The sequence below is a fragment of the Agarivorans sp. QJM3NY_25 genome (assembly GCF_050870875.2).
Taxonomy (GTDB): domain Bacteria; phylum Pseudomonadota; class Gammaproteobacteria; order Enterobacterales; family Celerinatantimonadaceae; genus Agarivorans.
Genome location: NZ_CP194041.2, coordinates 4,670,574 through 4,694,363, shown reverse-complemented (window position 1 = coordinate 4,694,363; position 23,790 = coordinate 4,670,574). Strand labels below are relative to the sequence as shown.

Genomic DNA, 23,790 nt, shown 5'->3' with positions numbered 1-23,790 from the left:
TGGAGCTTGATCGTTGCGTTTCATGAGGCTGCGGGTCAGAAGTATGATTTAGTCAAAGATCACGTTTAATTCAATCTTGCTCACGCTGGTAGATGATAAACCTGCGTTATTAAATATTTAAAGTTATAATGCTCAATATCTTGGGCTGTGATGGAGAATCAAGCCAAGAATTCTCATCTATTCACTTTGTCGATGATCATATTGTTCAATGACCACCGTGACATAGTGTCGACCGCCGTTAGGCGGGCATAGCTGTTTCCTTTTCCCAATAGAGGTTATGAATGTTTAAAAAAATATCCCTGAAAAATAAACTCGCCATTTCTGCTAGCTTGGCGATTATTTTGGGTGGATTACTAGTAGAAGCCCTATCATTTAGGGCATCTTTGTCGCGCCTCGATTATGATATGGAGCAACGACTACTTAGCTCTTCGACTGCTTATAATCAATACGTAAGCAATTGGTTGCTATCTAAAGAACGGGCTTTGACATCTTTGAGTGAAGCCGCTCAAGAGCAACAACTGGTACTGCATTTACAACAAATTCGTGATTCGGGAGCCTTCGATAATGTGTTCCTCGCATATCCCGATGGTTCGCAAAAAAATGCCAATGGCGTGGTATTGCCAGCCGGCAACAATGACCCGCGTCAGTGGGGGTGGTATATCAATGCGAAGGCCAAGCCGAGTGAAGTTTTTATGGATAACCCAACCGTAGCCGCGGCCACTGGGGCCAATGTGGTGTCATTGGGTAAAGCTTTAAGGCTGAATGGTCAACAAGTAGTCTTGGGCGCAGATGTTGAAATTACCGATATTATTAATACTCTGGATAAAGTGATTTTGCCGGGCCAGGGGGACATGTTCATCGTGAACCAGCAAGGCCAGTTTTTCGTGTATTCAGACACTAAGTTATTAAATAAATCGGTGGCAGAGCGGGGTTTAAACTACGCAGATATCCAAAATGCATTGCGTGTCGGTAAAACTGCCTCGGTGAATATCCAGGGTGAGCAGTTTGTTTTATTTGCTAAAGCTATCGTCGGTACTAATTTGGCGACGGTGATTGTGGTGAATCACGATTCGTTGGTTAAGCCCTTGTTTGCCGCAGTTTGGGGACAAGTGATGGCGACTCTGGCGGTTGTGGTTGTGTGTGTCATTTTATTCAATTTGTTGTGTAACATCTTATTCAAACCATTGGGGCGAGTGTCGAGTGCCTTAGCCGAGTTTGCTCAAGGCAGTGGTGATTTAACTCAGCGGATCGATATCGATAATCAAGATGAAGTGGGTGAGCTGGCCAATAACTTTAATATTTTTGTCTCAAGTCTGCAGCAGCTGATCAGCCATGTGCAGCAGCAGTCGATCCAGTTAACACAGCAATCAGAATTAGGTATTCGCAGCGCCAATGAGACGGTTGCAGAAATTGAAGGCCAGCAGCAAGAAATTGTTATGGTTGCGACTGCTGTGACCGAGATGGCCTCGGCCACAGTCGAGATCGCCTCGCATGCGGATAAAACTGCACAGGCCACTCACGATTCGGCGAGTAGTACAAACCACGGTCATGAGTTGGTGGTGAATAGCAAGGCTTCGATCAACCGTCTGGCCAACGAGGTGCAGGAAGCAGGTTCGGTGATCGCCGATTTAAGCCAACATGCCATGGAAATTAGTACTGTGTTAACAACAATCCAAGGGATTGCCGAGCAGACCAACTTACTGGCTTTAAATGCGGCGATTGAGGCAGCTAGAGCTGGAGAACAGGGGCGTGGTTTCGCGGTGGTTGCCGACGAGGTTCGAGTATTATCGCAACGCACGCATACTTCTACCGAAGAGATTAAAGCCACCATCGATATGCTACAAAAAACTAGCGAGCGTGCTGTCTCGCTGATGGCCAGTAGTTCTGAGCTAGCTAGCGGATCGGTGGATGATGCCGATAAGGCGAGTGATGCCTTAGAAGAAATCACCGCTTCGGTGATGTTAATTCGAGACATGGCTACTCAAATTGCGACCGCCGCAGAAGAGCAAACCCATGTTTCAAATGAAATTTCACAAAATGTAGTGGCGATTCAAGATGTGACTGAAAACCTGATCTCGAGAGCGAATAATAGCTTGAAACAATCACAAGCCTTACAAACGCATGCCGAAGAACTCAATAGCGATGTTAAAACTTTTAAATTGTAAGCCGTGATCGTGTGTTTAAAGGGACGCATTGCGTCCCTTTTGATTTAGGGAGCGTGACTGTCCTGTGCAGCGATAGACATTGTTATCGGTATCGAGCGGGTGTGTTTCGAGATTGGCCGGGTGATAATTTACCCAGAGCGTTTTAGCGGACAATAAGTAAAAATGTAATCATTTGATTTATAAATTAAAAATAACTTACTACCTTGTGGCCCGAAAATTGTTTGAGTGAATCAGACAAGAGTCTTCTACGGAGTGAGTTATGGACGAGCATGCAAAGGGAAGCTCAGCCCCTTTTAAACCTTTATTCGACACCACTCGGTTTTTCAGCCGCAATGTTAATCGGCTACAGAGCCAATTTTCCTCTTATCAGCCACCGTCTTTTCAGTCCTCGCCCTTCGGTCAGCACTTGGATTCCGTGAAGGACTGGACCCAGCAACGCCGTAACACCTTTCACCAACAGTTGGATTCAAGCGTTCAGGAATCTGCTGTAGTCGCCAACAATAAAGGCAGAGAAATGCTTAAGTTTAAGAGCAGCCAGGATGACTGGCTGCCTCAACGTATCCAAAAAGCGGTGTATAATAAGGGCGTTGATGTATTGGCAGATAATAGCGAACGTTTGCTTCGATACGGGAAAGGTTATGCCAGTGGTGTGGGCGATAAAATGCCTTCTAAAACAATGGAACGTTATCATCCTGGCAATATTGCAAGGCTCTTTACTCAGCCGGATCAGTCAATGCGCTATCTGCAGCAGCGCAAAGCCCAGCTGTTGCAGCCGTGGGAGCTGTACCAGAGTCCAACTCAGTTTGGTAAGCAGAAAATGGGGGAAGCTAAACGTACTTTTTGGAATATGCATGAGCGGTATCAGGAGTTGGACTCTGGAAACAAGCTGGCCCACGGTGGTCGAGCCGCTGTCGATTATACTCAGGAAAAAATTGCACCGGTGTTAGGCTCCAGTTTATTGGCATTCTCGCTCTACCATCGTTACCAACAGCGGCAAAATACCAATCAGGCGATGGACCGAATGTTTCCTCGGCAAACCCGCGTGGGTAAAACGGCCCGCTTCCTACCGACTCGGATGATGTTCACCAAGCCTCTCTCAAGGGTGGTTGGTAACCCTCGTTTGTCCTTAGCCTTATTGACTTATGGTGCGCTGACAGGTGTCGGGCAGAGTATAAAAGACAGCATGGACTTACAGCATTCGGCGCCGAATACCTTTAGTCGCTTAAAACAGGATAACCGCGAAATGTATAAGTCGTCTTTTCAGCGGGACTTACAGAGTTCGGTGCAGAACACCAGCAGGACCCGCTCTCAGTCGACAGATTTGACTGGACACAAATAGTCTAAGCTACGAGCTTGTTTGTTGCAGCTTGAAGCAAGGCATGATTCCCTTATCAAGTGAAATAGACAGCACCGAAAGCGCTGTCTATTTCATGGTTTTACAAAGAGCGTCTAACTACTTTTGGTGATGGCAGCTAGCTATAAGTGATTTGTCTTAATTGATAGTTGATGGTTATTACTGGTTTATGGCGTTTAGCTAAAGCGGGTCCGTTCACGATTGCTAAACTGTTCAGAGTTCCAGCTTCTTTGATATATACAAATCGGTAATTGTGCTATTTTGTACGACTTATCTTTTTCTCCCTCCCCCCTTTCACCCTGATAAGCAGATATTCGCATCTGTCGATGTTGTGATTTCAATCCATCTTCTTTGAATTTATTTCATAACAACGACTATTGATCCAACTTGGGTCTAATCCAATGGAAATCGGAAATGAACATAGAAATTATTAGCACTAGAAATATAAAACTGAAGGAAACTGGCTTTGGTTCGTTGTTCGCTTGTGAGGATGTGTCAGCCTCTTTAATCAATATTGGGCATTCAGTTTTACTCACAGTATGTGAAACCTTAGATGATCTCGCGAGAGTGGTGAGCCGCAAGCCTGATTTGCTTGTTTTAGCGGCAAAATATATGCCGATTGACGGTGAAAACGATGTGTGGTTTTCTGAGTATTTTGAACAGCATCACATCATTTGTTCCGGCTCGGATCGAGAAACACTGCGGTATGATTCAAACAAAGTGTCGGCGAAAGCGCGTTTAGCGAGCCTCGGTATTAAAACAGCGAAGCATTTTATGGCAATACCGGGTCAATATCGGATAGAAGAAGATCTGCCGTTTTCATTTCCCTTGTTCCTTAAGCCAATGGATGCCGACAATGGGAATGGCATTGATGATCATTCTTTTGTGGAAAGCTTTGCAGAATTTGAGTTAAAAGTCATGTCTTTATATGGTCAATACCAGCAGCCTGTATTGGTAGAAGAGTATTTAGCTGGCAAGGAGTATACGGTCGCTGTTATTAAGAGCAGCCTCGGTAAAATGATGGTATCGGCGATTGAAATCATTCCTCCAGTATCTTCGAATGGGCTTCGGATCCTTGGTGCGATAGTTAAAACATCGGATAGCGAAATGCTGCAAGAAATCGAAGCGCATGATATTTGCTGCTGTGAAGGCTTTGGCTGCTGCCGCTTTTGTAGGTTTCGGTGTGCGAGGTTTTGGGCGAAACACCTTGTTTTCAATTAAATCTCAACATGGATGCACTCGGCTTATGTTCTCTTATGGAAACCAATTTGGTTTCGGGAATGAATCATGGGACTCGTTATTTCCCAAGAGCTTGCGAAATTGCGGATCAGATGCCGTACGATGAGGTGATCTGCATGATGCTCGATGAGTGTGTCGCCAGGGCGAGCTTAGACAAAGCATTGAGCCCCCTTGTCAAACCACATGCCCTAAGCTGCGCAGTGTAACTAAGTCCTTGCCGTGAAATATAGCGATGGATATCAGCATTACTTCTTTTCTTTTTTTGCCAGAATTACGCAAACACTTGAAAAGCTCAGGTCGCAGCATCGGGGATATAAAATATTGCGGAACGGATGATTTCTCCGTTGCGTACAGTTTGCTGGGGATTTTGCTTGAGTGGTGTTTAGACTGCGGTTTAAACCGTTATCGTTAGCCACTGTCTGCAGCGCAAAATTGCTTAGTGTTGGATTCTGCTGCGATATGTTGACGTATTAATTTGGCCGAATCAGAAGCGTTGGCTTGGCAAACAAATAAGCCGATTTGCTCATAGCCTCCCATCATCTGAGTTTTGGGCAGAAACTCGATGTATAAACCACAGCCAGGCCCGTTATTCACAATCATATTATAGGCAGGGCTCATCCCCATCTGTTCCATCAGGTGCATGATTGCCCGAATCGCCTGTTGTATACCCAGCACTAATTGCTGTTGCTGTTGTTGATTGAGTTGGTGTAGGTAGCGTTTTTCGTTGTCTTTAAAGATCAAAAGCATGTCTAGTGGTCTTTTCATGAAGTAAGGCACGATTAGTTGTACCTCGCCATAGTCTTTTACTAATAGCTTTTTAGGATTTTCGTCAATCATGTACTGACTGAAGGGGCGGTTATGACGTTTTCTAAAACGTAGGTTATTAAAAAAATGCTGTGGCAAAATATTGCTATAAGCGATCTGTTGATGACCATGGCTCAGCGAGGCCCCAGCGGTGGCACCATAGTTTTTTATAATTGAGACATATCCGCTGACCACCTGTTGTTCCACTTTGCTTTCGGAACGAGACATAAAATCGGTGGGTTGATGCAGCAAGCTTTGCTCTAAAGCTGCCAATCGCTGAAAGCTAATCATGGCGTCAGCATAGGGCAAGTTATGCCAGTCGAGTTCGTGGATCGACGAGGTCCACTGTAAGAGGTGAAAGCCATAGGAGGCGCGACCATTGTGGTAAGGATCTTGATGCTGAAAGTAGTCTGCGGCTTCTTGAGGTAATTCCTTGATCGGATGAAAGATAGGGTACAGGTTTTTATTGATAAAGGTAAAACCTTGACTGTGTTCGGCAATATCTAAAATATCGGCGCTTTTACCTTCACAGATAGGGCACGCTTGGTTGGTATTTACGTTTATCGGCGGGCTGGTTGTATGGATCCGTTTGGCGCGCGCTGAATTATAGATAATTAAATTGCCGTTGCGCGGGTCGATTTGGCAGATCCCATCGGGCGCAAATTTTTGCAATTGAGGATCATTGCTAATGTTCTTTAGCAGATGTTCAAAGTTTAGCTGGCTCACGTCTTGGCATAGTGCTATCGATTGAGCCCAAGCAAGCGGAAGTTGTTGCCGCATCGCATTCTCCATAACTCTGCAAGTGATTGATGTTTGGTGCCTTAATTATAGTTGAATACGCTTATGATGCAGGCTCTCTCGGGCGCTTTGTTAATTTTTTGCGATACGTTATGGCGGAAATTTGAACTCTTGGTGGAAAGGATTTAGCGCTTGAACGGCCGGTGAGACTCAATATTTCAAGCACTTAAAAACTAATGATCAATCACATTATAGATGCGGTGATGATGTCTGTCCGACGACAATAAAAATTCATATTATTTTCAGTGTACAAGTGTACGCTGAAAGTTTAAGCTGATTCAGTTGATGATAAATGGGTTGCGAAATGAGCGTATTGACCAGTGGCTACAGTGAGCGTGAAGAGAAACTGAATGTTGCTTCTCATGGGATTGCTTTGTTGATTGCGATCATCGGTTTAGTCATGTTAATCATTAAGGCTAATGGTTTGATGGCGGTGAGTGCGGTGACAATCTATGGAAGCGCATTGATCCTATTATTCCTGGCTTCGTCCTGGTATCACGGGTGTCGCAATGTCACTTGGAAGGCAGGCTTAAAACTGTTTGATCATTCTGCTATTTACTTGTTAATTGCCGGAACTTATACCCCTATTTTGTTGCTTCGCTTTGAGGGGATGCTATCGTGGGGATCGATGTTGATCATATGGGGCCTCGCGATTTTTGGGGTCGCTTTTAAGCTACTCACTGGCACTCGCTTTCCTAAAATTTCCTTGAGCACTTATCTCATTATGGGATGGTTATCGTTAGTGCTCGCTTATCCTATGTACTTGAATATCGCCACCCTAGGTCTCGTCTGGTTAGCTGTTGGCGGTTTGTTGTTTAGTATTGGCGCGCTTTTTTATGTCGCTAAACATCGAGTCTACAGCCATGCGATATGGCATGTATTTGTGGTGGCGGGCTGCGCTTGCCATTTCGCGGCGATATATCATTATATTGTTTAGGGCAGCCAGACCAGCTTTGGCAAGGCGCTCAAGTCTAGTTTATCGCCGCGTTTTGCGGCGACTAAAGCTCTGGGGGGCGGACTGAGTTGCTCATTGATAGCGGCGATTAAACCTTGTTGAGCTAGTGGTTCGCCATGTACTAAAACTAAGGGAGGGCTCGCTTTAAATTGGTGATACCAAGCGATGAGTTCCGCTTGGTCTGCATGGGCAGATAAACCGCCCACGGTATGTAGTTTAGCCGCCACTTTCACTGGTTTACCATGAATGGTGAGGTAATCAGCCCCATCAACCAGTAGCCTTCCGGGAGTGCTAATTGCTTGATAGCCGCATATAATGACATCACATTCGCTGCGCCAAAGATTATGCTCTAGGTGGCAACGGATCCGGCCGCCATTACACATGCCGCTGCCAGCGATGATGATCAAACCGTGATTGATATCGTTGAGCGCCATCGACTCTTCGGTGCTTTCTATAAATTCAACATTAGACAATAAGGGATGCTCGCCAGGGTGTTGCCGAGTAAAGCGCTTAAAGTCATCATCCATTACCGGATAATTATTGATGTATACCTTGGTTGCTTCTATCGCCATTGGACTATCTAAGCAAACCTTCCAACGAGATAAATCCCATTGTTTGGCATAAAGATGAAATAGGTAGAGCAATTCTTGGGCTCGGCCCACCGAAAAAGCGGGGAGTAAAATATTACCTTGACTATGGCTGATCGCAGCGGCAAATATTTGTTCCAGTTCGGTGATGGTTTCTTCCCAAGAGCGGTGAAAACGATCGCCGTAGGTGCTTTCCATTAATACTAAATCGGCATCATCAATGGCAACCGGATCGTTAAGAATTGGCATGCCCTCTCGGCCTAGATCACCACTAAAGACAATTTTTTTCTGACCGATGGGGTCGGTTAACCATAGTTCGACCAAGGCAGAGCCAAGGATGTGCCCCGCATCGGAGAGGCGCAGTTCAATACCGGGGAAAATGCTGACTCTTTGTCCGTAGGTAATGGGCAAGAACTGCTTTATTGCTTGTTCGACATCGCGTTCGTCATAAAGTATATCGATCGTGGGAAGATTGTTTTTCAATCGCTTCTTATTGACTCGTTCGGTATCGCGTTGCTGCAACATGGCGGCATCTTTGAGCATGATTTCGGATAGTTCTGCCGAGGCCTTATGAGTGTAGATCGGCCCGCTAAAACCTGATTTCACCAGTTGTGGGATCCGCCCGGAATGGTCGATGTGGGCATGACTAAGAATGACAGCATCGATGCGACTCGGATCAAAATAGAAGTCTTGATGATTGCGTAGGGCATCAGTTTTGCTGCCTTGGATCAACCCGCAATCTAATAGGATCTGGCGATCATTGATGGTGAGTAAGTGACAAGATCCCGTGACTTCTTCGGCGGCTCCTAAAAAGGTGAGTGTCATGTCCATAAACCAACTCCAATGACTTGTTTCTTCTAAGGATAGGCTAGTTTAATGAAGTTACTCGCGAGTTGGCTCACGGCATGAAGGGATGGATGATTGAGAACGGGAACTGAATTAAACCGCTCATCGGAAGGATGAGTACCAGCTGGCAAAAAGTAAACTGGTACTCATTAACGATAACTTAGGCCTTCAAAGTCGCCAGTTGGTCATTGAGTAACAGGGCCAATTGAGATAATTCGGTGCTGAGATTTTCAATATCATGAGTTAAGGCATTTTGCTGCTCAGCCGCTTCACCCATGCCGCTAATATTATTATTGATATCGCCGCTGACATGGCTTTGCTCCTCCGCTGCGGTCGCAACTTGAGCGGCATTGTCGTTGATGGCCGAAATACTAGCGACCACGCTATGCAACTGTTCGTAGCTACCTTCGGTATCTAAAGCTGTTTTGTTGACTTGTTCTCGACTGGTGGATATTAAATCTACGGTTGCATTCACATCACTTTGTAAGGCTTGAATCAACTGGTTAATTTCTTCGGTGGAGCTTTGGGTTCTTCCTGCAAGATTACGAACCTCATCGGCTACAACCGCAAAGCCGCGTCCTTGTTCACCAGCTCGAGCGGCTTCAATGGCGGCATTTAAAGCTAATAAGTTGGTTTGCTCGGCGATACCGCGAATGGTTTCTAAAATACTGTTAATATCTTGGCTGCGTCCGGCAACCTTGGTGATTCGCTCGCTAATTCCTTCCATACTTGATGATACGTCGCGGATCTGTTCCACAGAATATTGAAACTCTTGCTGAGTTTGACTGAGCTGTTGCTCGGCTTTTTGGGCGTTACTGGCAGTACCATTGGCCAGTTCGGCGACTTCTCCGGCGCTGGATGACATCTGATTGACCGCGGTGGCGACATTGTCGGTTTCATTATGTTGGCGGCGACTTAAGCTACCAGAGGTTTGAGCATTTTTTGCCAGTTGCTGTGAACTTTGAGTGAGCTGATTGGCCTGCTGTTGTAGCTGTAGCATTATTTGGCGAAGTTTTTCGGTAAAGGCATTAAATTGCAGCGCCATGTCGGTTAACTCTTGGCTCTGTTGAGCCTCCAATTTCAATCTTAAGTCACCATCTTTTCCTGCGAGATAACCCATGTGGCGGGTCATTCGAGCTAAAGAGGCTAAGAAGTTTTGTAATATCATGGTCACCACCACTAATATCACAAGGCCACCAAGCGCTGAAATTAACAACATTTTAGCTTTTGCCTGAGCTGTCGTTTCGGCAAATAATGCCTGAATTTGATTGGCATTTAATTGGGTGGCAGCAGCAGCCTGCTCGGTACTGAGTGATGCGTTCCCAAAAATCAGCATTGTCACTAACAAACAACAAAATAGTACCGTAATACTGATTAGTAATTTTAGTTTAAACGACAACTGCGCCATTATATTTCTCCGTAAATAACTAGTCTTCTAAGATCGCATACTTTTGCTCTAAGTGCTCAATTTTTATCGAGAATTGAAGAATAATTAGCAAATTAATGGTCTCGTCGCGAAGATCTTGTGAGCCGAGTAAATTATTCGTGGATTTGTTGATTGCTGGCCAGAGCGCCGTGCTTCATCGAACCACCTGCTTGGTCAAAGTATCATGGCTGTTTTGGTTTCGACGAACCGGGTTTTGTTTGATCTAAAAATAGACCTGAGCATAGGGCTTTATCACTCATGGTTTGTCATATCATGAGCCATTGAATTGGTGCCGCTGCTCTAGCTGTGGTTTTTGTTCGCTAAGGTTGGCTTTCGTTCGGTAAATACAGGGCTGAATGCTAACTAAAGAAGCTAAATTTGTCAGGTGGTTTATAGTTTTAGATAGTGATTATTTTCCTAGGTTTAGACTTTGCTTAAAGTCATCGCTTTAATCTTTATTTTTTTGAGTGCTTGCGTATTTGCGCAACCTTCGGTGGTGTTTCTTAATCCAGGTAAGCCGACGGAGAATTTTTGGGCACACGTCGATTTGTTTGCCCTCGCGGCGGCACAACGTTTAGATTTAAAATTGACAATTTTCCACGCGAAACGTGAGCAGTATTCAATGATTAAGTATCTCGAGAAGATGATTCAGCAACAGCAATTGCCCGATTACTTGATGTTGGTTAACGAGAAACAAAGCTTGCCACGAATGCTTCATTTGTTGGAAGAGCAGCCAGTTTATGTATTGATATTACTCAACGATTTAGAAGCAGTGCTGCGCTCAAAATATGCGCTAAATACGCATTGGCAACAGTATATTATTAGCCGTTTGGTGCCGAATAATTATTGGATTGGCGAACAAACGGCTAAAGCGATGTATCAGCAAGCGGGCGGGCAGCCTGGCGGAGTGGTGCTGATATCCGGTGATCGAGCCACTCCGGCCTCCAAGGAAAGGGAAGCGGGCGCTCTTAGCTTTTTTCATCAGCAAACTAATTTAAGCGTGAAACCAGTGATATATGGTGATTGGGAACAGGCTCGCAGTTATCAACAAAGCAAATCTTTGCTGCGTCGATATCCCCAACTCAAATATATTTGGACGGCCAATGATCATATGGCTTTTGGCAGTTTGCAAGCGATACAAGACATTGGTAAAAGCGCTGGAAAAGATATTTATTTAAGTAGCGTGAATGTTTCACTAGAAGCACTCAAATTAAGAGAGCAGGGACAACTCAGCGCGCTCGGGGGAGGACACTTTATGGCTGCAGGTTGGGGTTTACGCCTAATTCATCTGCACTATCTGGGTTACGCACTGCCGTCAAATGTGACGCTACCGATGTTCAGACTAGTACAACCAAATACAGAATTTTATCAACAGCTCAAAGCGCAAGACTGGTCTGGGATCGCCTTTGAACGACTATTTTTGGATGAGCATAATAAGCTAACACTCGAGTTTGTCCATTGAGGATGCCATGCTAAAAGCCTTGTTGAAATCGCGATCTCCAATTGCTAAAAAAATGGTGTTTCTGATTGTTGGTGCTAGCACGGTGTTTGCGTTGGTCTCGGTTGTGGTGCAGTTAGCGTTTCATTTCACTGGTGCGGTAAGACACATCGAACAAAGCATTGATGAGTATAACCAGGCCAATATTACCGCACTTGAACAAGCCTTATGGTATATCGACTACAACTTGGTTGATGATTTGCTGCAGGCTTTGCTCAAACAACAATATGTGGGAATGCTTAAGTTAGAAGTTAACGATGAGCTGAATATTGCTATCGGTGTGGCTGAGCTGAGTGAGAAAATTTACGTTTATCCCTTGGTTTATCAACAGCAAAACCTTGGTCAATTAAGTGTCGGTTTAGACTTATCGGTGGTGAAACGTGATATTGTAAATCAAGCTTTGGTTATCTTTCTGACTAACGGCTTTAAGACGTTGTTGATGACTCTTATTATTCTGCTATTGGTGACGCGTCTGGTCACTCACGACCTACACCGTTTAGCCAAGGTGGCGGATCAAATTTTCACCAAGCAGCAGCAAATCGTGCAATTGCCAGATCAGCTATTGCAACGTAACGATGAAATTGGCTTGGTTGCGAGTTCAATGCGGCAATTGCAACATCGTTTTCAGCGGGGGTTGGATGCGCGTTTAGCTGCCGAATTACAGTTACATCAACATCGAGAGGAGCTGGAAGCTACCGTTGAACAGCGAACGGCTTTGCTGAATTGGCAAATCGAAGCCAATAAACTGTTATCCGAGATATCACTGTCCTTTCTTACTCAAGGCTCCACGGATGAGTTATTACAACGTGCGCTTGCTATCATTGGTCGTTTATTTGCGGTGGAACGGGTCTGTATCTTTACTTTTGAAGGCCCGTTGGCGGTTTATCGAAATGTTTGGACGCTTTTTGAGCAAGAGGTCCGACTCGATCCGATTGATTTAGAGCCATTGAGATTGCTGAATGCATATTTGCGCGATGCGACACCCTTTACCGTGAATGATATTGAAACGGTTAAGCAACAGGCGGAGCCTGAATATGATTTGTTGCGCGAGCGTGGTATTAAGTCTTTTGCTGGTTTTCCTTTACACGATGGCAAGCAGACTTTTGGTTTGCTGAGCTGTGCGAGTCTCAATTATCGATCGATATGGCATGATCATCAGGTAACGCTGTTGAGCCAATTTGCGACCGCGATTACTAGTTTGCTGATCAAAGAAAAGAAAGAGCTGGCACTGGTGCGATTGCAGTCTGAATTACTACAAGCAAATCAACGCTTATTGGTATTAGCCGAAACCGATGAGCTAACCGGCTTACTGAATCGCCGCCCCTTTAAGCGTGAACTTACTCGAGCAATTGCGAGTGCTCGTCGTCACAAGTCTAAGCTTGCCGTGATGATGGCAGACCTCGACTATTTCAAGGCTTATAACGATCGCTATGGGCATTTGCAGGGGGACGAAGCTTTAAAATTGGTGGCGAAGGCTTTAACTTCGGTGGTTCAGCGTAGCGAAGATTGTGTTGCGCGAGTCGGTGGTGAGGAATTTGCGTTGCTGTTAACCGACGTGAATCAAGATGAACTACCTTTGATGGCCAGGCGAATCGTAGAACAGGTGGCGGCTCTTCAAGTTGAGCACCAGGATTCGCAAGTGAGTCCAGTGTTGACGATTAGTTTAGGCGGGGTATTGCTGAGCTCGATGTCGGTTGATGATAACAACGAGATACTCCAGATGGCCGACAATTGTTTATACGATGCCAAACACCAAGGGCGTAATCGTGCGGTACTTGATTTAGTGAGTGACTGAGTCGATGTTGTTTGCTTTTTAGTCAGAAATATCCATAGTAAACATATCGCTGTGCATTGTTTTGGATAGCTCATTTGCGAGGTTGTATATGACTCATACTCGAATGATGAAATGGACGATTAACGCTTATGTGGGTTGCGCATTATTGGCGTGGCTTGTTGCGGTTTTCAGTGGAGTACTTACGGAGGCTGAATCAGGCCCGAAGCTATGGATTTTTCCACTCAATTTTGAATTGACCTTAGTTGTATTATTGTTCAGTTTATTGGCTGCTTACTCCTTACGCTACGGCAGTATTCACGGCCGTTTGCTATTGTCTGGCCTTGCCTTGATTGATTTGCTTAATATGATATTTACCAATCCCTTGGTACAGTCCTCGTTGGTCTCTTCGCTTGATGTACTGAGCATGCTTGCCTTGTTTGTTTTATTGTATATCGCTTGGACCAATACTTTGGCTGATAAGGTGAAACGCTTACAGGCATACCAGCATCAGCAAGTAAAAGGTAAAAGCATCCAATCGCAAGCCGAGCTCCAGCCTAAGCCACAAAATGAGTCACAGCACAAACCACATCGCCCTGAGTAATGCTGGGAAGCCAAGAGCCCTCCTGCTTAAGGGCTTCTTTTTTAGTAACCGGATTAGCTGCAACTAGCGGCTCTCAACATCAGAGTCATCATCGAAGATGAGCGTGCTTAGCGTGAGTCACTCACGATAGCACTAGAAATGTCAGCACCTTCAGCAAACAATGAAAGGCCTGAAAGCAGCCAAGCTTGGCATGTCGTCAGTCCTACTGAGCATTACGGAGTTTAAATAAACATTGAAGTATTAGACAATCCTACTCAACAGCCGATTGATTATCTCGATAAACAAATCAAGGACTTTAACTCGCCAATTGGGAAATTACCGAAAGAATTCCGCTCGTGGTTCAACTTAAAAGTAATTCCGGTGAGGTGATTGCTGGTGCGATCACTCGCTCTTTTGGTGATTGCTTGTTATTGGATACGCTAGGGGTTTGTGAAGCATTACCCGGTCAAGATATTGGTCGTCAAATTTTAAATAAAGTAGAGCAAGTGGGGAAATTTCGGGCTTGTCTTAAGTGCTTCTTGCACTCACTAGATTTTCAAGCCATGCCCTTTTATAAACCGCAGGGTTATCAAGTGTAGTGGGTGCAAGAAGGTTACCCCAAAACGGGCTGTCAGTACTTCATGGTGAAACAACGATAGTGTTGCCAAGACATGTTGTAGAGCGTGTTTTAATTTTCTACGAGGTGCTGAGAGGGCAGTGATAGATCACTGGCTATTGCAGGCGAAATCAGCGGATAGATGTTCCGTTGAAGCTTTAAACCATGGTCGTTGATGGGGCTCGCTTTGGCATTTTGAGACTTCGCCAAGCCTCATGCCCCTCACTTCTGAAATCCGTGATTTATTTGATGTGAAATACTTTTAAGACATTATTTCGCTGAGGATTAAAATCCCTTTGAGTCATGATTTGCTTGGTTGCAGCTGTTGGCAGTAGCTCCATAAATAGAGGCTTCCGAATAATACGCCGGGTAGCATCGCTTGCTGCCAATTTGGGGTATGTTGCCACAGGTGTAACAGGCTGGGAATGCTCAGCATTACCAACCAACTTAGCAGCATTGCTAAGTAACGGATGTGCTGGTGATACCCCCAGCGTTGCAATACTGCTCGAGCGACATAACTAATCAAGGCCGTTGAAACAAACGCGTAGCTGCCTTGTACCAGTCCGGCTCTTAAGCTGACAACTGGCCCATATTCCCGATTAACCAAAGCGGCCCAAGCGCCGTATCCCAGTGCCGCTAAGATGGCTATTTGCCAAGGGCTGAGGCCATTCACTAACTTGCTGTAGCGCTGTATCATTTCAGTACACTGGGCCAGTTTTTATCGGCGTCTGCAATATAGTTATCGCGTTGCGCGAGCCATTTTTTTTGTATTTCGGCATCGTAATTGAGATAGAGCTTACCTTGGTTCACGGTGAATTGCTCTGGCTCAATACTGGCGGTGCTATTGTTGGCGACGGCATAGGCGCAATAGCCGCCATACTGTGGGGCATATTTTTCCGGTTGCGCCTTAAACATGGCGAGATGTTCGGCATTACTAAATTGCCAGATCGCACCCTGCCACTGATATTGGTATTGCTTGCTGCCTTCTATCGGCGCATTGTCGGTGAAGTAGGCGACGCTGTCGTAGCCTTTAATTGCTAAATTGTTATACCAAGGCGTATAAATAGCATCGGCGGCGTAGCTGGTGCCAGATAGTAGTAGCAAACTAAATAGGAGCTTTTTCATCATGGTTCCTCTCTCATTGACTGGGGGTAAGGCGGATTAACTGGCGCTGCTGTCTATGCAATGACTGCCAGTCTCTTTTTGGATTTGCCGCTTGGTTGCGCCAGTGCGCTAAACTGTTTTCGGGGTAGTAGTTAAAATTAAGATTTTTCCTACCGAGGACCACTTGGCATATGCTTTTGCTGTGAGCATCTTGGCGATCCATTAATACGGATTCATTCGGCTGCTTGCCTTGTTGGAGGTGAACGGCTTGCAGTACACCGTTGGCCAACTGTTCTGCATTCTGTTTGAGATTTTCCTCCTGACTTTGCCACCATTGCGCAAAGTACTGTTGGCGCTTGGCGATAATCCGCTTGGTATCTAGCGCCGAAGAACTGAATAGCAGCGCTTTTTGAGTGACTGGACTGGTGCTGAGTTGTTGGCCATTCCAGCGGTAGTGTTGACATAAGTGTGGTGACATCATCAATAAATCGAAAGGATTATAGTCACGGTAATCTTGGTTGGTTAAATGTTCTTCAAGTGCTTCGGCTGCGCCAACATTGAGCGCCTGTGGAATGATGGTTCCGCGGCTTGGCGCATCGCTGTGCTGTGGATCTTGATAACGATTGAGTAAGGCCAGCGTTACCCCATGATTGTTCACTCCAAACCAGCTGCCACCCGCTTGAGCATCGCGTGGATATAAGAGCTGAGTGTTGCATATGCTGTGCTGGATGAGTCCGGCTTCATGACGAGTTCTTGCCTCATCACGATTCATGGTGATGACTAGCTGCTGTGGCAGGCGTATCAGACTTAAAGTACACATTTAATTGGCCTGCTGACGCAGATAACTGGCGGTACTTGGTGCTATCCCAATTTTGGCATTTACCAGCAGCCCGAGTTCTTTAGCTACCAGCTTGGCGTAGGCGACATGGTGCACCGTATGATTAATCAGATAACAAAGCTCTCGGTCGATGCTGCTGTCAAATTGCTGGCTACACTGCTGCACACTGGAAATTTCAGATTCAACTCGAATGGGCGCGTCTGCGAGCGTAGTCTCGCTTACCGAAAACCAATGGTTCAGTTGGTGAATGAGTTGTAATGCAATCATTGGGTCCTGTTCTAACTGACTGTCGCGATGACGCTGATTGTAGTCGATACAGCCTTGTTTAATACCTTGTTGTAGTGCTAAAAAGTGGTCCAAAATATGTCGCACATGGCGTCCTATCCCAGATTCACTGTGTCGTGAGGGTTGATTGTAGCGTTGTCTATCACTGGCTTCGACTAAGTGTTGTACTTGTTGCAATGCCTCGATGGTTGCCTTATGCAGCGGCTTCATTATGTCTCCATTTAGTTAAAAATATTTCACTACCGGTTTGACCGAGGTAACGCCGTAAATATTTCTGAGGGGTCTTTCTAAGATCAACAATAATTAACCCATCGAGTGATTGATTGAAGCGGTTGTTTACCGAGAAACAAACAAAACGACCGTTTAGCGCTAAATAATGACGTAATAAAATTGGGATCGATTTCCCCGGTTCGCATTGCCCAATCAGTTTGTTTAAGATGGCGATATTACTTAAGGATGCGAGTACCTTGGTGGTCCATACCTTGCCTTTAACCTTGAGAGGCACCATTGGCTTGACGTCATTTAAGTAACGTTGTTCAGCCCGAAAGGCAGAAATCATAGAGTCAGATATAAAAGCTTGGGCGAGCTCAGAATGCTCTTGAGAGATACTGACACAGCCAAATAAGGTGTGATATTGCGGATGTTTGGCAACATAGTGACCAATCCCCTGCCAAAGCAAGTCGAGAGCCCGCGGATGGCGTTGATACTTAGGAACCACAAACGACCGCCCCATCTCCAGACAGTCACCCATGCGTTGCAGATATTGTGGTTCAAAATCATACAGAGAGCGGCTATATAAGGCTTTAATGCCATGTTGTTTCACAATCTCATTGGCTTGACCTAAACGATAACCGCCAACTAAGCAATTGGCTTGTTTATCCCAAACAAACAGGTGCAGGTAGTGAGGGTCAAACTGATCACTATCGAGTGGTTTTCCGGTGCCTTCGCCAGCGGCTCTGAAGGTGACTTCTCTGGCGAGAGCTATTTCATCCATCATCGGGCCTAATCGTGAGTATGGGGCACAATAGACTGCAAAGTTGCGTCGTTCGAGTAACATGCAATCTTCGAGCGCTTGTAATTGCTGACGTAATTGTTGGCGGCCATGGGGCAGGCTTTCAACCAAGTGTAGCGGGGGATATTTCGACACCAGCTTGGGAGTGGTGAGTGGCGATAAACTCAGTAGGTCGGTGGCGACTCGAAAATAATCGGTCACGGCTTGCTCATCGGCTAAGTCTTGATAGTCCTTAGGGGCAATCGTTTGACCTAGCTGCAGGGTAAATTCACGGCCACGTTTATTCACCAGTTCTCGGGGCAGCAATAGAGTTCTGAGTCGACGATGTACGAGGCCGGCTAAATAAAACAGCTTCGAGTTGCGGCCTGAGACAAAACAGGGTAGTACCGTCGCCTGATAACGCAGCGCCAAACGACCAACCAAAGTATGCCATTGACGGTCTTCAATTTTGCCGGTGTCGGTATTGATGGCCGAGACCATGCCCGCAGGATAAATCATCAGCGCGCCGCCCTTGGCGAGGTGCTGGCAAGCCGCTCTGATCCCTTTGGCGTTAGCTTTGGTAGCATTTTTTGATAATACATCCACCCCAATGAATAGCTGGTTAAACTCGGGAATATTGGCCAATAGTTGATTGGTGAGCACCTTTAAGTCTGGCCTCACTTGTAGCAGTTGCTCACTCATCGCGACGCCTTCTAAACCGCCTAAAGGATGATTCGCCACAATCAATAGTGGGCCTTGTTGCGGGATAGTTTGAAAGATTTCAGGATTGTTGACCAATAATGAGAAATCCAGGCTGCGCATAGTATGACGTAAAAACGTAGCGGCGATGTGCTGCTTATCGGCGTGCCGTGGCCGACTTGCATAGTGCTTGGCCAAGGGCGAAAGAGCCAGTACCTGCTCAAGGATGCGTGCCAGCCATTGGGGACGCAGCTTTAGCTTAAATGGGTTATCGAATTTTTGCATGGACTGCTCCTTAGTCTGTTTCTGGGTAGCTAGCGCTTAGTTCGCGCTCGTGTTTCCAGCGAACCAGCAGTTCTTTAAATTTTGGTGGTTGATAGCCTCGTTTACGATTTGCAGCGCCGAGTTCGAACAGGGTTTTATATTGAAACAGCAATGAGCGGATTGCTTCTCGAAAAGAGGTATTGCGATCCCAAATATGTAGTGATTCAGAACTGGCGCTATTGATCTCCACTATTTCTAAGTTTTTGCCCTGTTGTAACTGCTCTATATCGGCAAATTTTATATCCATGCGGCCGTAATAAAACTCTGGTAGATCAGCCATGATCCGATTGATTGCAGCATTCAGTTGTGGCGTGATCAGATGCTGAGCATCGCGGAAAATAGCGCCACGACAGTGGCTGGCAGAGAATACCAGCTTATAAGGTTGGTCGAGGCGGAGCACTTCATCTAATTTGTCTTGGTGACGAGATAGATATAGGTGCTGTAATTGGCTGGCGCGGGGATCAGCTTGAATGAGTTGCCTTAAGGTACTGGTTCCATCGCCGAGTACATAGGGGGTGTACTTGAGTGCCAATGAGATAATTTTCCCCTCGGCTTGTTCAGGGTGACGAACAAAAAACACGCCCGCTTCCGCTTCATAACTGGCCAGTTTTTGGAGCAACATCACGGCATTGAGTGGGTAGCTGGCTAAACATTCGCGTAATTGTTTGGTGTTGTGCAGTAACTTGACTCCTGCACCTCGACAGCCGATATCGGGTTTTCCAACCAAGGGAAATTGCAAGTCACGTTGCGCCATTAAGGATATTAAGTCTTCAACTTGGCGTTCTAGTGGTGCGCCACTGCGAGTCACTTTTAACCAACGCAGCACGGCTTGTTCGCAGTGTCCTTGCGCTTGACAGAGTAATTCACTCTTGCCAACACCAACCATGCCCGCTAACGGCAACTTGGGGTTGGCGAGTAGTGGTAAAGTGAGCGAGCGATGCCGTAGGCTTAACAGTAAGCACTGTACCACGACTGGAATGTAGACTGCCCAAGTTGGCCAAAACTCAAAGAATGAGGTGGCTTTGCCACTCATATCTAAGGCGGGCATACCGGGAGAGACATAGGGTGTGGAGGGTTTATGATTTGATGCTTGAGTCACGGTATAGAGGCGTCCAATTATATTTGTTCTGCCCTATCAGACCTGAGAAACCCAATAAATAATTCAAGGTCTTCAAATTTAGTCCGCTGACAAGTGGGTAAGGATTTTCAAATTATGCTGAATATGGCAATAAAAGGGCTTCTTAAGCTGACTTTATGTCTCGGCTAGATTGGTCGTAGTGGGCAGTGAAATGCCAGTGTTGACCAATCGTCATGAGGGATTTAGATGAAGATAAGGGACGTTTAATTTATGCTATTGCGGCCAGGGATGAATCGTGTTTCATCTCCAACAAGTATCCCCTAAGGCTCTAGGAAGTATTTCGATGATCATACAAGACTTGGTACTGCTCGCCGGTGAGCGGCGTTTAGCAATCAAACATTGGTCGATAGCAGCAACTGAGCACTGGGCCATTTTAGGCCACAGTGGCAGTGGTAAATCTTTGTTGGGGGCGTGGTTCAATGGTGAATTAATTGCTCAAGCTGGCGAGTGTTGCGGTGCGCCGGAGCGAGTGGCTTTGGTCTCCCTAGAGCAGCAACAAGCATTGTTAGAGCGCGAGTTAGCCGAAGATGACAGCGATTTTAGTGACCAATTCGACCCCGGACATAGTGTGGCTGAATTATTGCTGCGGGTTAACCATGAGCCAGCGCAACGACAAGCAGTGATCGAACAGTGTGATTTAAGTGGTTTGTTGGCGCGTGGTTTTAAGCTGCTCTCTACGGGAGAAACTCGCCGAGTGATGCTGGCCTTGGCCTTACTTCGCCAGCCGCAGTTATTGGTGCTCGATGAACCCTTTGCCGGTTTAGATCTGGCGCACCAACAACAGTTACTGGATTTACTGGCCTCGCTTGCCCAGCAGAGCCAACTGATGCTGATTAGTTCGCGTGACGAAGAGCTACCTGCGGCGATCAGTCATGTTGCGGTGCTCGACGATCAGGCTTTGAGTCAACAACTCACCATCGAGCAATGGCGCGAGCACCCAGAGCGTCGTTTGTTAGAGCAACAGGCTGAGCGGCAGTCATTCGCGATTGTTGAAGGTTTACGCCAACAGTGCCAATCGCCGCCATCGGGTCCCTTGTTTTCGATCCGCGATGGGCAAGTGGCCTATGCCGGTGAAACTCTATTTGAGAGCCTAACTTGGAGTATTGAAGCAGGTCAGCATTGGCAAATTCGGGGGCCGAATGGCTGTGGTAAGAGCACTTTACTTAACCTGATCTTTGGCGACCATCCCCAGTGTTATAGTAATCAAATTGAAGTCTTGGGTTATTCTCGGGGAAGTGGCGAAAGCATTTGGGAAATTAAACGGCAAATTGGCATGGTTTCCTCGAGTTTACATTTGCAGTATCGGGTTAACTGCAGTGCTCTGGAAGTGGTGTTGTCAGGTCTTTATGATTCCATCGGTATCTATCAACAAGTTTCGGAGCTGGAACGACAACAAGCCAAGTTGTGGTTGGAACTATTTGGTTTAACTGAGCTGGCTAACTGTGGTTTTAAATCTTTATCCTACGGACAACAACGGCTACTGCTGATTGCTAGAGCCTTAGTGAAAGGCCCCGCTTTGTTATTACTTGATGAACCATGCCAAGGCTTAGATTTTTTACAGCGTCGTTTGGTGCTGAATGCCCTTGAGCGAGTCGCAAAATATCAACTGAGTCATCTGGTGTATGTGACGCACCATCAGCAAGATGCATTACCCAGTATTCACCATTTCATCGACTTTGTGGATGGTAAAATTCAGATCAGTCGTTCGCTAGGATCTGAGTTTGGATAAGTCGGAACCGGGTCAATCAGGTTTATATCGTGATTACTATCGGCGAGGGCCCGATTACCGTCATGGTGATGAAGTGGATTTTGCTGACATTAAAAATACTTTTGGTTTTGCGGGCTTAAGCATTGGCGCTTGGGTGACTGCGCAAGAAAAGGTGCTGGCCGCAAACTTATTATTTGATGCTTTGGCCGATCTTGCTTTTCTATTAAATTTGCCGCCTCAGGCCTTGGGGTTACGCGGTCATTTAAACTTGGCCTTTGGGCATGGCGGGCAGCCTTTAGCGCAAGCCCATTACGCACTCAATTCACGAACCCTTGCCTTAGCAAAAAATGCAGGGGCAGGTGCTTTGGCCCATGAATGGTGGCATGCCTTCGATCATTATATGGCCGATAAGTTATTTGTTGAGCCCGCGGCTATCCATGATTTTGCTTCAAGTCGCTGGTTGTCTGATGATCGGCAACGCCAGCATCCATTGAATCAACGCCTCAACCGCTTGTTTGCTGTGGCTCTATTAAGCTCAGATGGACAAGATCTAAACTCTTATGTGCGACGTTCGCTGGCCTTAGATAGGCAGTTTAAGCAAAGTTATTTTAGTCTGCCAACGGAGATGATGGCTCGTGCTTTCGAAGCTTGGGTGCAAAGTCGCGAGGAACTCAAAAATGCCTATTTGGTGAGTGGAACCAAGCAAAGTGAGCTTGCTCAAGCAGGGGCTTACCCAGATTCCGAACATCTGCAGCGGATTGGCGTTGCGCTACTGGCTTATTTTGAATCACTGGGTCAAGCGTTAACCCAAACTGAACTCTAATATTCATTTTTCTTGTAGCAATCAATCGTTCACACATGGATTTTGTATAAGCGCTGAAGAGTAAGCTAAGCTTTATAGCGATGGTTTGTTGAATGCGCTTAACTTTTAATTCACATTATGGACATTATTCGTATACTTAATCACTCTATTGTTATTTTACGTTTTATAGCTTAGCTCTAAGTAAACATCAAGGAACAAGGAATGTTGCGAGTTATATCAGCAGGTTTGCTGGTTGCTTGGTTAGCTATTTTGCCAGCGGTTGCAGAGCAGGTCGATTTGCGGGTACTGGCTTGGCCCGGTTATGCTGACAGCGATATTGTGACCGTGTTCGAGAAACGCTATCAAGTAAAAGTTAAAGTTAGTTATGTGACTAACGATGATGATATGTGGCTACGGATCGGTCATCAGCAGGGGGCTGATTTTGATGTATTTGCGGTGAATAGCGCCGAATTGCAGCGTTACATCAACGCTAATTTGACCCAGCCGCTCAATCCAAAACTACTGCCGAATGTGCTTCATCAACGGTCTCGCTTTAAGGCATTGCAATCGATCCCGGGAGCGACTCGCGGCGATGCCGTGTATGCGGTACCTTATACCTACTCTGAAATGGGGCTTATTTATAATTTAGCCATGTTTAAACAGCCTCCTACTAGTTGGCAGGTATTATGGGATCCCCGTTATCGTGCTCAAATTTTGGCTTATAACGGCAGTTCGCATAATTACTCTTTGGCGGCGATGGTCGAGGGGGTTGCTAATCCGTTTCAATTGGATGAGACGCAATTCAGGCAAGCCACCGAACGTTTAGTGGCTTTGCGACGGAATGTATTGACCTTTTATGCTTCCCCCGAGGAGGCGCTAGATTATTTTACTCAGGAAAATATAGCGCTGATGTTTGCTAACTATGGCGCGCAGCAGGTCAAAATGCTCACCGATGCTGGCGCTCAGGTTGGTTACGTGATCCCAAGAGAAGGAGCCTTAGCCTGGCTTGATTGTTGGGTTCTTTCGGCAGGCATGAAAAACTCAGAGTTAGCCCATCAATGGATTAATTACACTTTAGAGCCTTGGGTGAGTGAGCGTTTAACTCAGCGCCAAGGGCTGGCGAATACGATTGTACAAGATCCGCGAAGTGTTACCGAAGATAAAATTATCTGGCTACAAGCGGTAGAGGATCAGCAACGTCGTAGTCAAGTTTGGCAGCTTATTCTAAGTGGCAAAAATATGGCCACGATGGAATGACC

General features: G+C 46.0%; 20 protein-coding genes. 11 read left to right on the top strand and 9 right to left on the bottom strand.

The genetic code is table 11. From position 1 onward, the window contains the following. Positions 1–281: 281 nt before the first annotated feature. The 3 genes from ACRRSW_RS21485 to ACRRSW_RS21475 all read left to right on the top strand — a co-directional run bounded on the left by ACRRSW_RS21485 (position 282) and on the right by ACRRSW_RS21475 (position 4,740). The gene (locus tag ACRRSW_RS21485) at positions 282–2,165 is read left to right on the top strand and encodes a methyl-accepting chemotaxis protein (RefSeq protein WP_432460408.1); all 1,884 of its coding nucleotides are present in this window, start codon (positions 282–284) and stop codon (positions 2,163–2,165) included. A 259-nt stretch (positions 2,166–2,424) separates the two neighbouring features. Further along, positions 2,425–3,504 (top strand): hypothetical protein, encoded by a 1,080-nt coding sequence (locus ACRRSW_RS21480; RefSeq protein WP_432460407.1) that lies wholly within the window; start codon positions 2,425–2,427, stop codon positions 3,502–3,504. A gap of 429 nt (positions 3,505–3,933) precedes the next feature. Continuing rightward, entirely contained in the window at positions 3,934–4,740 is an 807-nt protein-coding gene (locus tag ACRRSW_RS21475) for a D-alanine--D-alanine ligase (protein ID WP_432460406.1), read from the top strand. 426 nt (positions 4,741–5,166) lie between these two features. On the opposite strand, the gene ACRRSW_RS21470 is transcribed toward ACRRSW_RS21475, so the two are convergent. Beyond that, positions 5,167–6,342: a hypothetical protein gene (locus ACRRSW_RS21470; protein ID WP_432455520.1), complete on the bottom strand. Its 1,176-nt coding sequence runs from the start codon at positions 6,340–6,342 to the stop codon at positions 5,167–5,169. Positions 6,343–6,664: 322 nt separating this feature from the next. Here ACRRSW_RS21470 and trhA point away from each other — a divergent pair, with 322 nt between their 5' ends. After that, the gene (gene trhA, locus ACRRSW_RS21465; protein WP_432455521.1) at positions 6,665–7,297 is read left to right on the top strand and encodes a PAQR family membrane homeostasis protein TrhA; all 633 of its coding nucleotides are present in this window, start codon (positions 6,665–6,667) and stop codon (positions 7,295–7,297) included. On the opposite strand, the gene ACRRSW_RS21460 is transcribed toward trhA, so the two are convergent. Beyond that, complete coding sequence (locus ACRRSW_RS21460) at positions 7,294–8,733, bottom strand: MBL fold metallo-hydrolase RNA specificity domain-containing protein (protein ID WP_432460405.1); 1,440 nt, start codon at positions 8,731–8,733, stop codon at positions 7,294–7,296. The two genes, trhA and ACRRSW_RS21460, sit on opposite strands and share 4 nt — an antisense overlap. Before the next feature lie 175 nt (positions 8,734–8,908). Next, positions 8,909–10,156, bottom strand: a complete 1,248-nt coding sequence (locus ACRRSW_RS21455) for a methyl-accepting chemotaxis protein (RefSeq protein WP_432455523.1) — start codon at positions 10,154–10,156, stop codon at positions 8,909–8,911. 448 nt (positions 10,157–10,604) lie between these two features. On the opposite strand from ACRRSW_RS21455, the gene ACRRSW_RS21450 reads away from it, so the two are divergent. The 4 genes from ACRRSW_RS21450 (at position 10,605) to ACRRSW_RS21435 (ending at position 14,625) form a co-directional block, all read left to right on the top strand. After that, positions 10,605–11,636, top strand: a complete 1,032-nt coding sequence (locus ACRRSW_RS21450) for an ABC transporter substrate-binding protein (RefSeq protein WP_432460404.1) — start codon at positions 10,605–10,607, stop codon at positions 11,634–11,636. A gap of 7 nt (positions 11,637–11,643) precedes the next feature. After that, entirely contained in the window at positions 11,644–13,467 is a 1,824-nt protein-coding gene (locus tag ACRRSW_RS21445; RefSeq protein ID WP_432460403.1) for a diguanylate cyclase domain-containing protein, read from the top strand. An 88-nt stretch (positions 13,468–13,555) separates the two neighbouring features. Beyond that, on the top strand, positions 13,556–14,047 hold the full coding sequence (locus tag ACRRSW_RS21440; protein ID WP_432455526.1) for a hypothetical protein: 492 nt from the start codon (positions 13,556–13,558) through the stop codon (positions 14,045–14,047). Positions 14,048–14,382: 335 nt separating this feature from the next. Next, positions 14,383–14,625 (top strand): GNAT family N-acetyltransferase, encoded by a 243-nt coding sequence (locus tag ACRRSW_RS21435; protein WP_432460402.1) that lies wholly within the window; start codon positions 14,383–14,385, stop codon positions 14,623–14,625. 318 nt (positions 14,626–14,943) lie between these two features. On the opposite strand, the gene ACRRSW_RS21430 is transcribed toward ACRRSW_RS21435, so the two are convergent. Genes ACRRSW_RS21430 through ACRRSW_RS21405 form a run of 6 tightly spaced genes read right to left on the bottom strand, consistent with a single transcriptional unit; the run spans position 14,944 to position 19,982 of the window. After that, positions 14,944–15,339 (bottom strand): hypothetical protein, encoded by a 396-nt coding sequence (locus ACRRSW_RS21430; RefSeq protein WP_432455528.1) that lies wholly within the window; start codon positions 15,337–15,339, stop codon positions 14,944–14,946. Continuing rightward, on the bottom strand, positions 15,336–15,770 hold the full coding sequence (locus ACRRSW_RS21425) for a YHS domain-containing (seleno)protein (protein WP_432455529.1): 435 nt from the start codon (positions 15,768–15,770) through the stop codon (positions 15,336–15,338). The genes ACRRSW_RS21430 and ACRRSW_RS21425 overlap by 4 nt, the downstream gene beginning before the upstream one ends. A gap of 10 nt (positions 15,771–15,780) precedes the next feature. Beyond that, positions 15,781–16,566 (bottom strand): NRDE family protein, encoded by a 786-nt coding sequence (locus ACRRSW_RS21420; RefSeq protein ID WP_432455530.1) that lies wholly within the window; start codon positions 16,564–16,566, stop codon positions 15,781–15,783. Then, positions 16,567–17,079: a hypothetical protein gene (locus ACRRSW_RS21415; RefSeq protein ID WP_432460401.1), complete on the bottom strand. Its 513-nt coding sequence runs from the start codon at positions 17,077–17,079 to the stop codon at positions 16,567–16,569. Beyond that, positions 17,063–18,844: a lysophospholipid acyltransferase family protein gene (locus tag ACRRSW_RS21410; RefSeq protein ID WP_432455532.1), complete on the bottom strand. Its 1,782-nt coding sequence runs from the start codon at positions 18,842–18,844 to the stop codon at positions 17,063–17,065. The genes ACRRSW_RS21415 and ACRRSW_RS21410 overlap by 17 nt, the downstream gene beginning before the upstream one ends. A 10-nt stretch (positions 18,845–18,854) precedes the next feature. After that, complete coding sequence (locus ACRRSW_RS21405) at positions 18,855–19,982, bottom strand: D-alanine--D-alanine ligase (protein WP_432455533.1); 1,128 nt, start codon at positions 19,980–19,982, stop codon at positions 18,855–18,857. A gap of 322 nt (positions 19,983–20,304) precedes the next feature. Here ACRRSW_RS21405 and modF point away from each other — a divergent pair, with 322 nt between their 5' ends. The 3 genes from modF (at position 20,305) to ACRRSW_RS21390 (ending at position 23,788) form a co-directional block, all read left to right on the top strand. Beyond that, a complete protein-coding gene (modF, locus tag ACRRSW_RS21400; protein ID WP_432455534.1) occupies positions 20,305–21,750 on the top strand; it encodes a molybdate ABC transporter ATP-binding protein ModF in 1,446 nt (481 codons plus the stop codon). Then, a complete protein-coding gene (locus ACRRSW_RS21395; protein ID WP_432460400.1) occupies positions 21,743–22,552 on the top strand; it encodes a CLCA_X family protein in 810 nt (269 codons plus the stop codon). Before modF ends, ACRRSW_RS21395 begins: the two co-directional genes overlap by 8 nt. A 201-nt stretch (positions 22,553–22,753) precedes the next feature. Then, complete coding sequence (locus ACRRSW_RS21390) at positions 22,754–23,788, top strand: extracellular solute-binding protein (protein WP_432455536.1); 1,035 nt, start codon at positions 22,754–22,756, stop codon at positions 23,786–23,788. Positions 23,789–23,790 lie beyond the last annotated feature (2 nt).

Coding starts and splice junctions, on each gene's coding strand:
- ACRRSW_RS21485 (WP_432460408.1), top strand. CDS start 282: ATGTTTAAAAAAATATCCCTGAAAAATAAACTCGCCATTTCTGCTAGC.
- ACRRSW_RS21480 (WP_432460407.1), top strand. CDS start 2,425: ATGGACGAGCATGCAAAGGGAAGCTCAGCCCCTTTTAAACCTTTATTC.
- ACRRSW_RS21475 (WP_432460406.1), top strand. CDS start 3,934: ATGAACATAGAAATTATTAGCACTAGAAATATAAAACTGAAGGAAACT.
- ACRRSW_RS21470 (WP_432455520.1), bottom strand. CDS start 6,342: ATGCGGCAACAACTTCCGCTTGCTTGGGCTCAATCGATAGCACTATGC.
- trhA (WP_432455521.1), top strand. CDS start 6,665: ATGAGCGTATTGACCAGTGGCTACAGTGAGCGTGAAGAGAAACTGAAT.
- ACRRSW_RS21460 (WP_432460405.1), bottom strand. CDS start 8,733: ATGGACATGACACTCACCTTTTTAGGAGCCGCCGAAGAAGTCACGGGA.
- ACRRSW_RS21455 (WP_432455523.1), bottom strand. CDS start 10,156: ATGGCGCAGTTGTCGTTTAAACTAAAATTACTAATCAGTATTACGGTA.
- ACRRSW_RS21445 (WP_432460403.1), top strand. CDS start 11,644: ATGCTAAAAGCCTTGTTGAAATCGCGATCTCCAATTGCTAAAAAAATG.
- ACRRSW_RS21440 (WP_432455526.1), top strand. CDS start 13,556: ATGACTCATACTCGAATGATGAAATGGACGATTAACGCTTATGTGGGT.
- ACRRSW_RS21430 (WP_432455528.1), bottom strand. CDS start 15,339: ATGATACAGCGCTACAGCAAGTTAGTGAATGGCCTCAGCCCTTGGCAA.
- ACRRSW_RS21425 (WP_432455529.1), bottom strand. CDS start 15,770: ATGATGAAAAAGCTCCTATTTAGTTTGCTACTACTATCTGGCACCAGC.
- ACRRSW_RS21420 (WP_432455530.1), bottom strand. CDS start 16,566: ATGTGTACTTTAAGTCTGATACGCCTGCCACAGCAGCTAGTCATCACC.
- ACRRSW_RS21415 (WP_432460401.1), bottom strand. CDS start 17,079: ATGAAGCCGCTGCATAAGGCAACCATCGAGGCATTGCAACAAGTACAA.
- ACRRSW_RS21410 (WP_432455532.1), bottom strand. CDS start 18,844: ATGCAAAAATTCGATAACCCATTTAAGCTAAAGCTGCGTCCCCAATGG.
- modF (WP_432455534.1), top strand. CDS start 20,305: ATGATCATACAAGACTTGGTACTGCTCGCCGGTGAGCGGCGTTTAGCA.
- ACRRSW_RS21390 (WP_432455536.1), top strand. CDS start 22,754: ATGTTGCGAGTTATATCAGCAGGTTTGCTGGTTGCTTGGTTAGCTATT.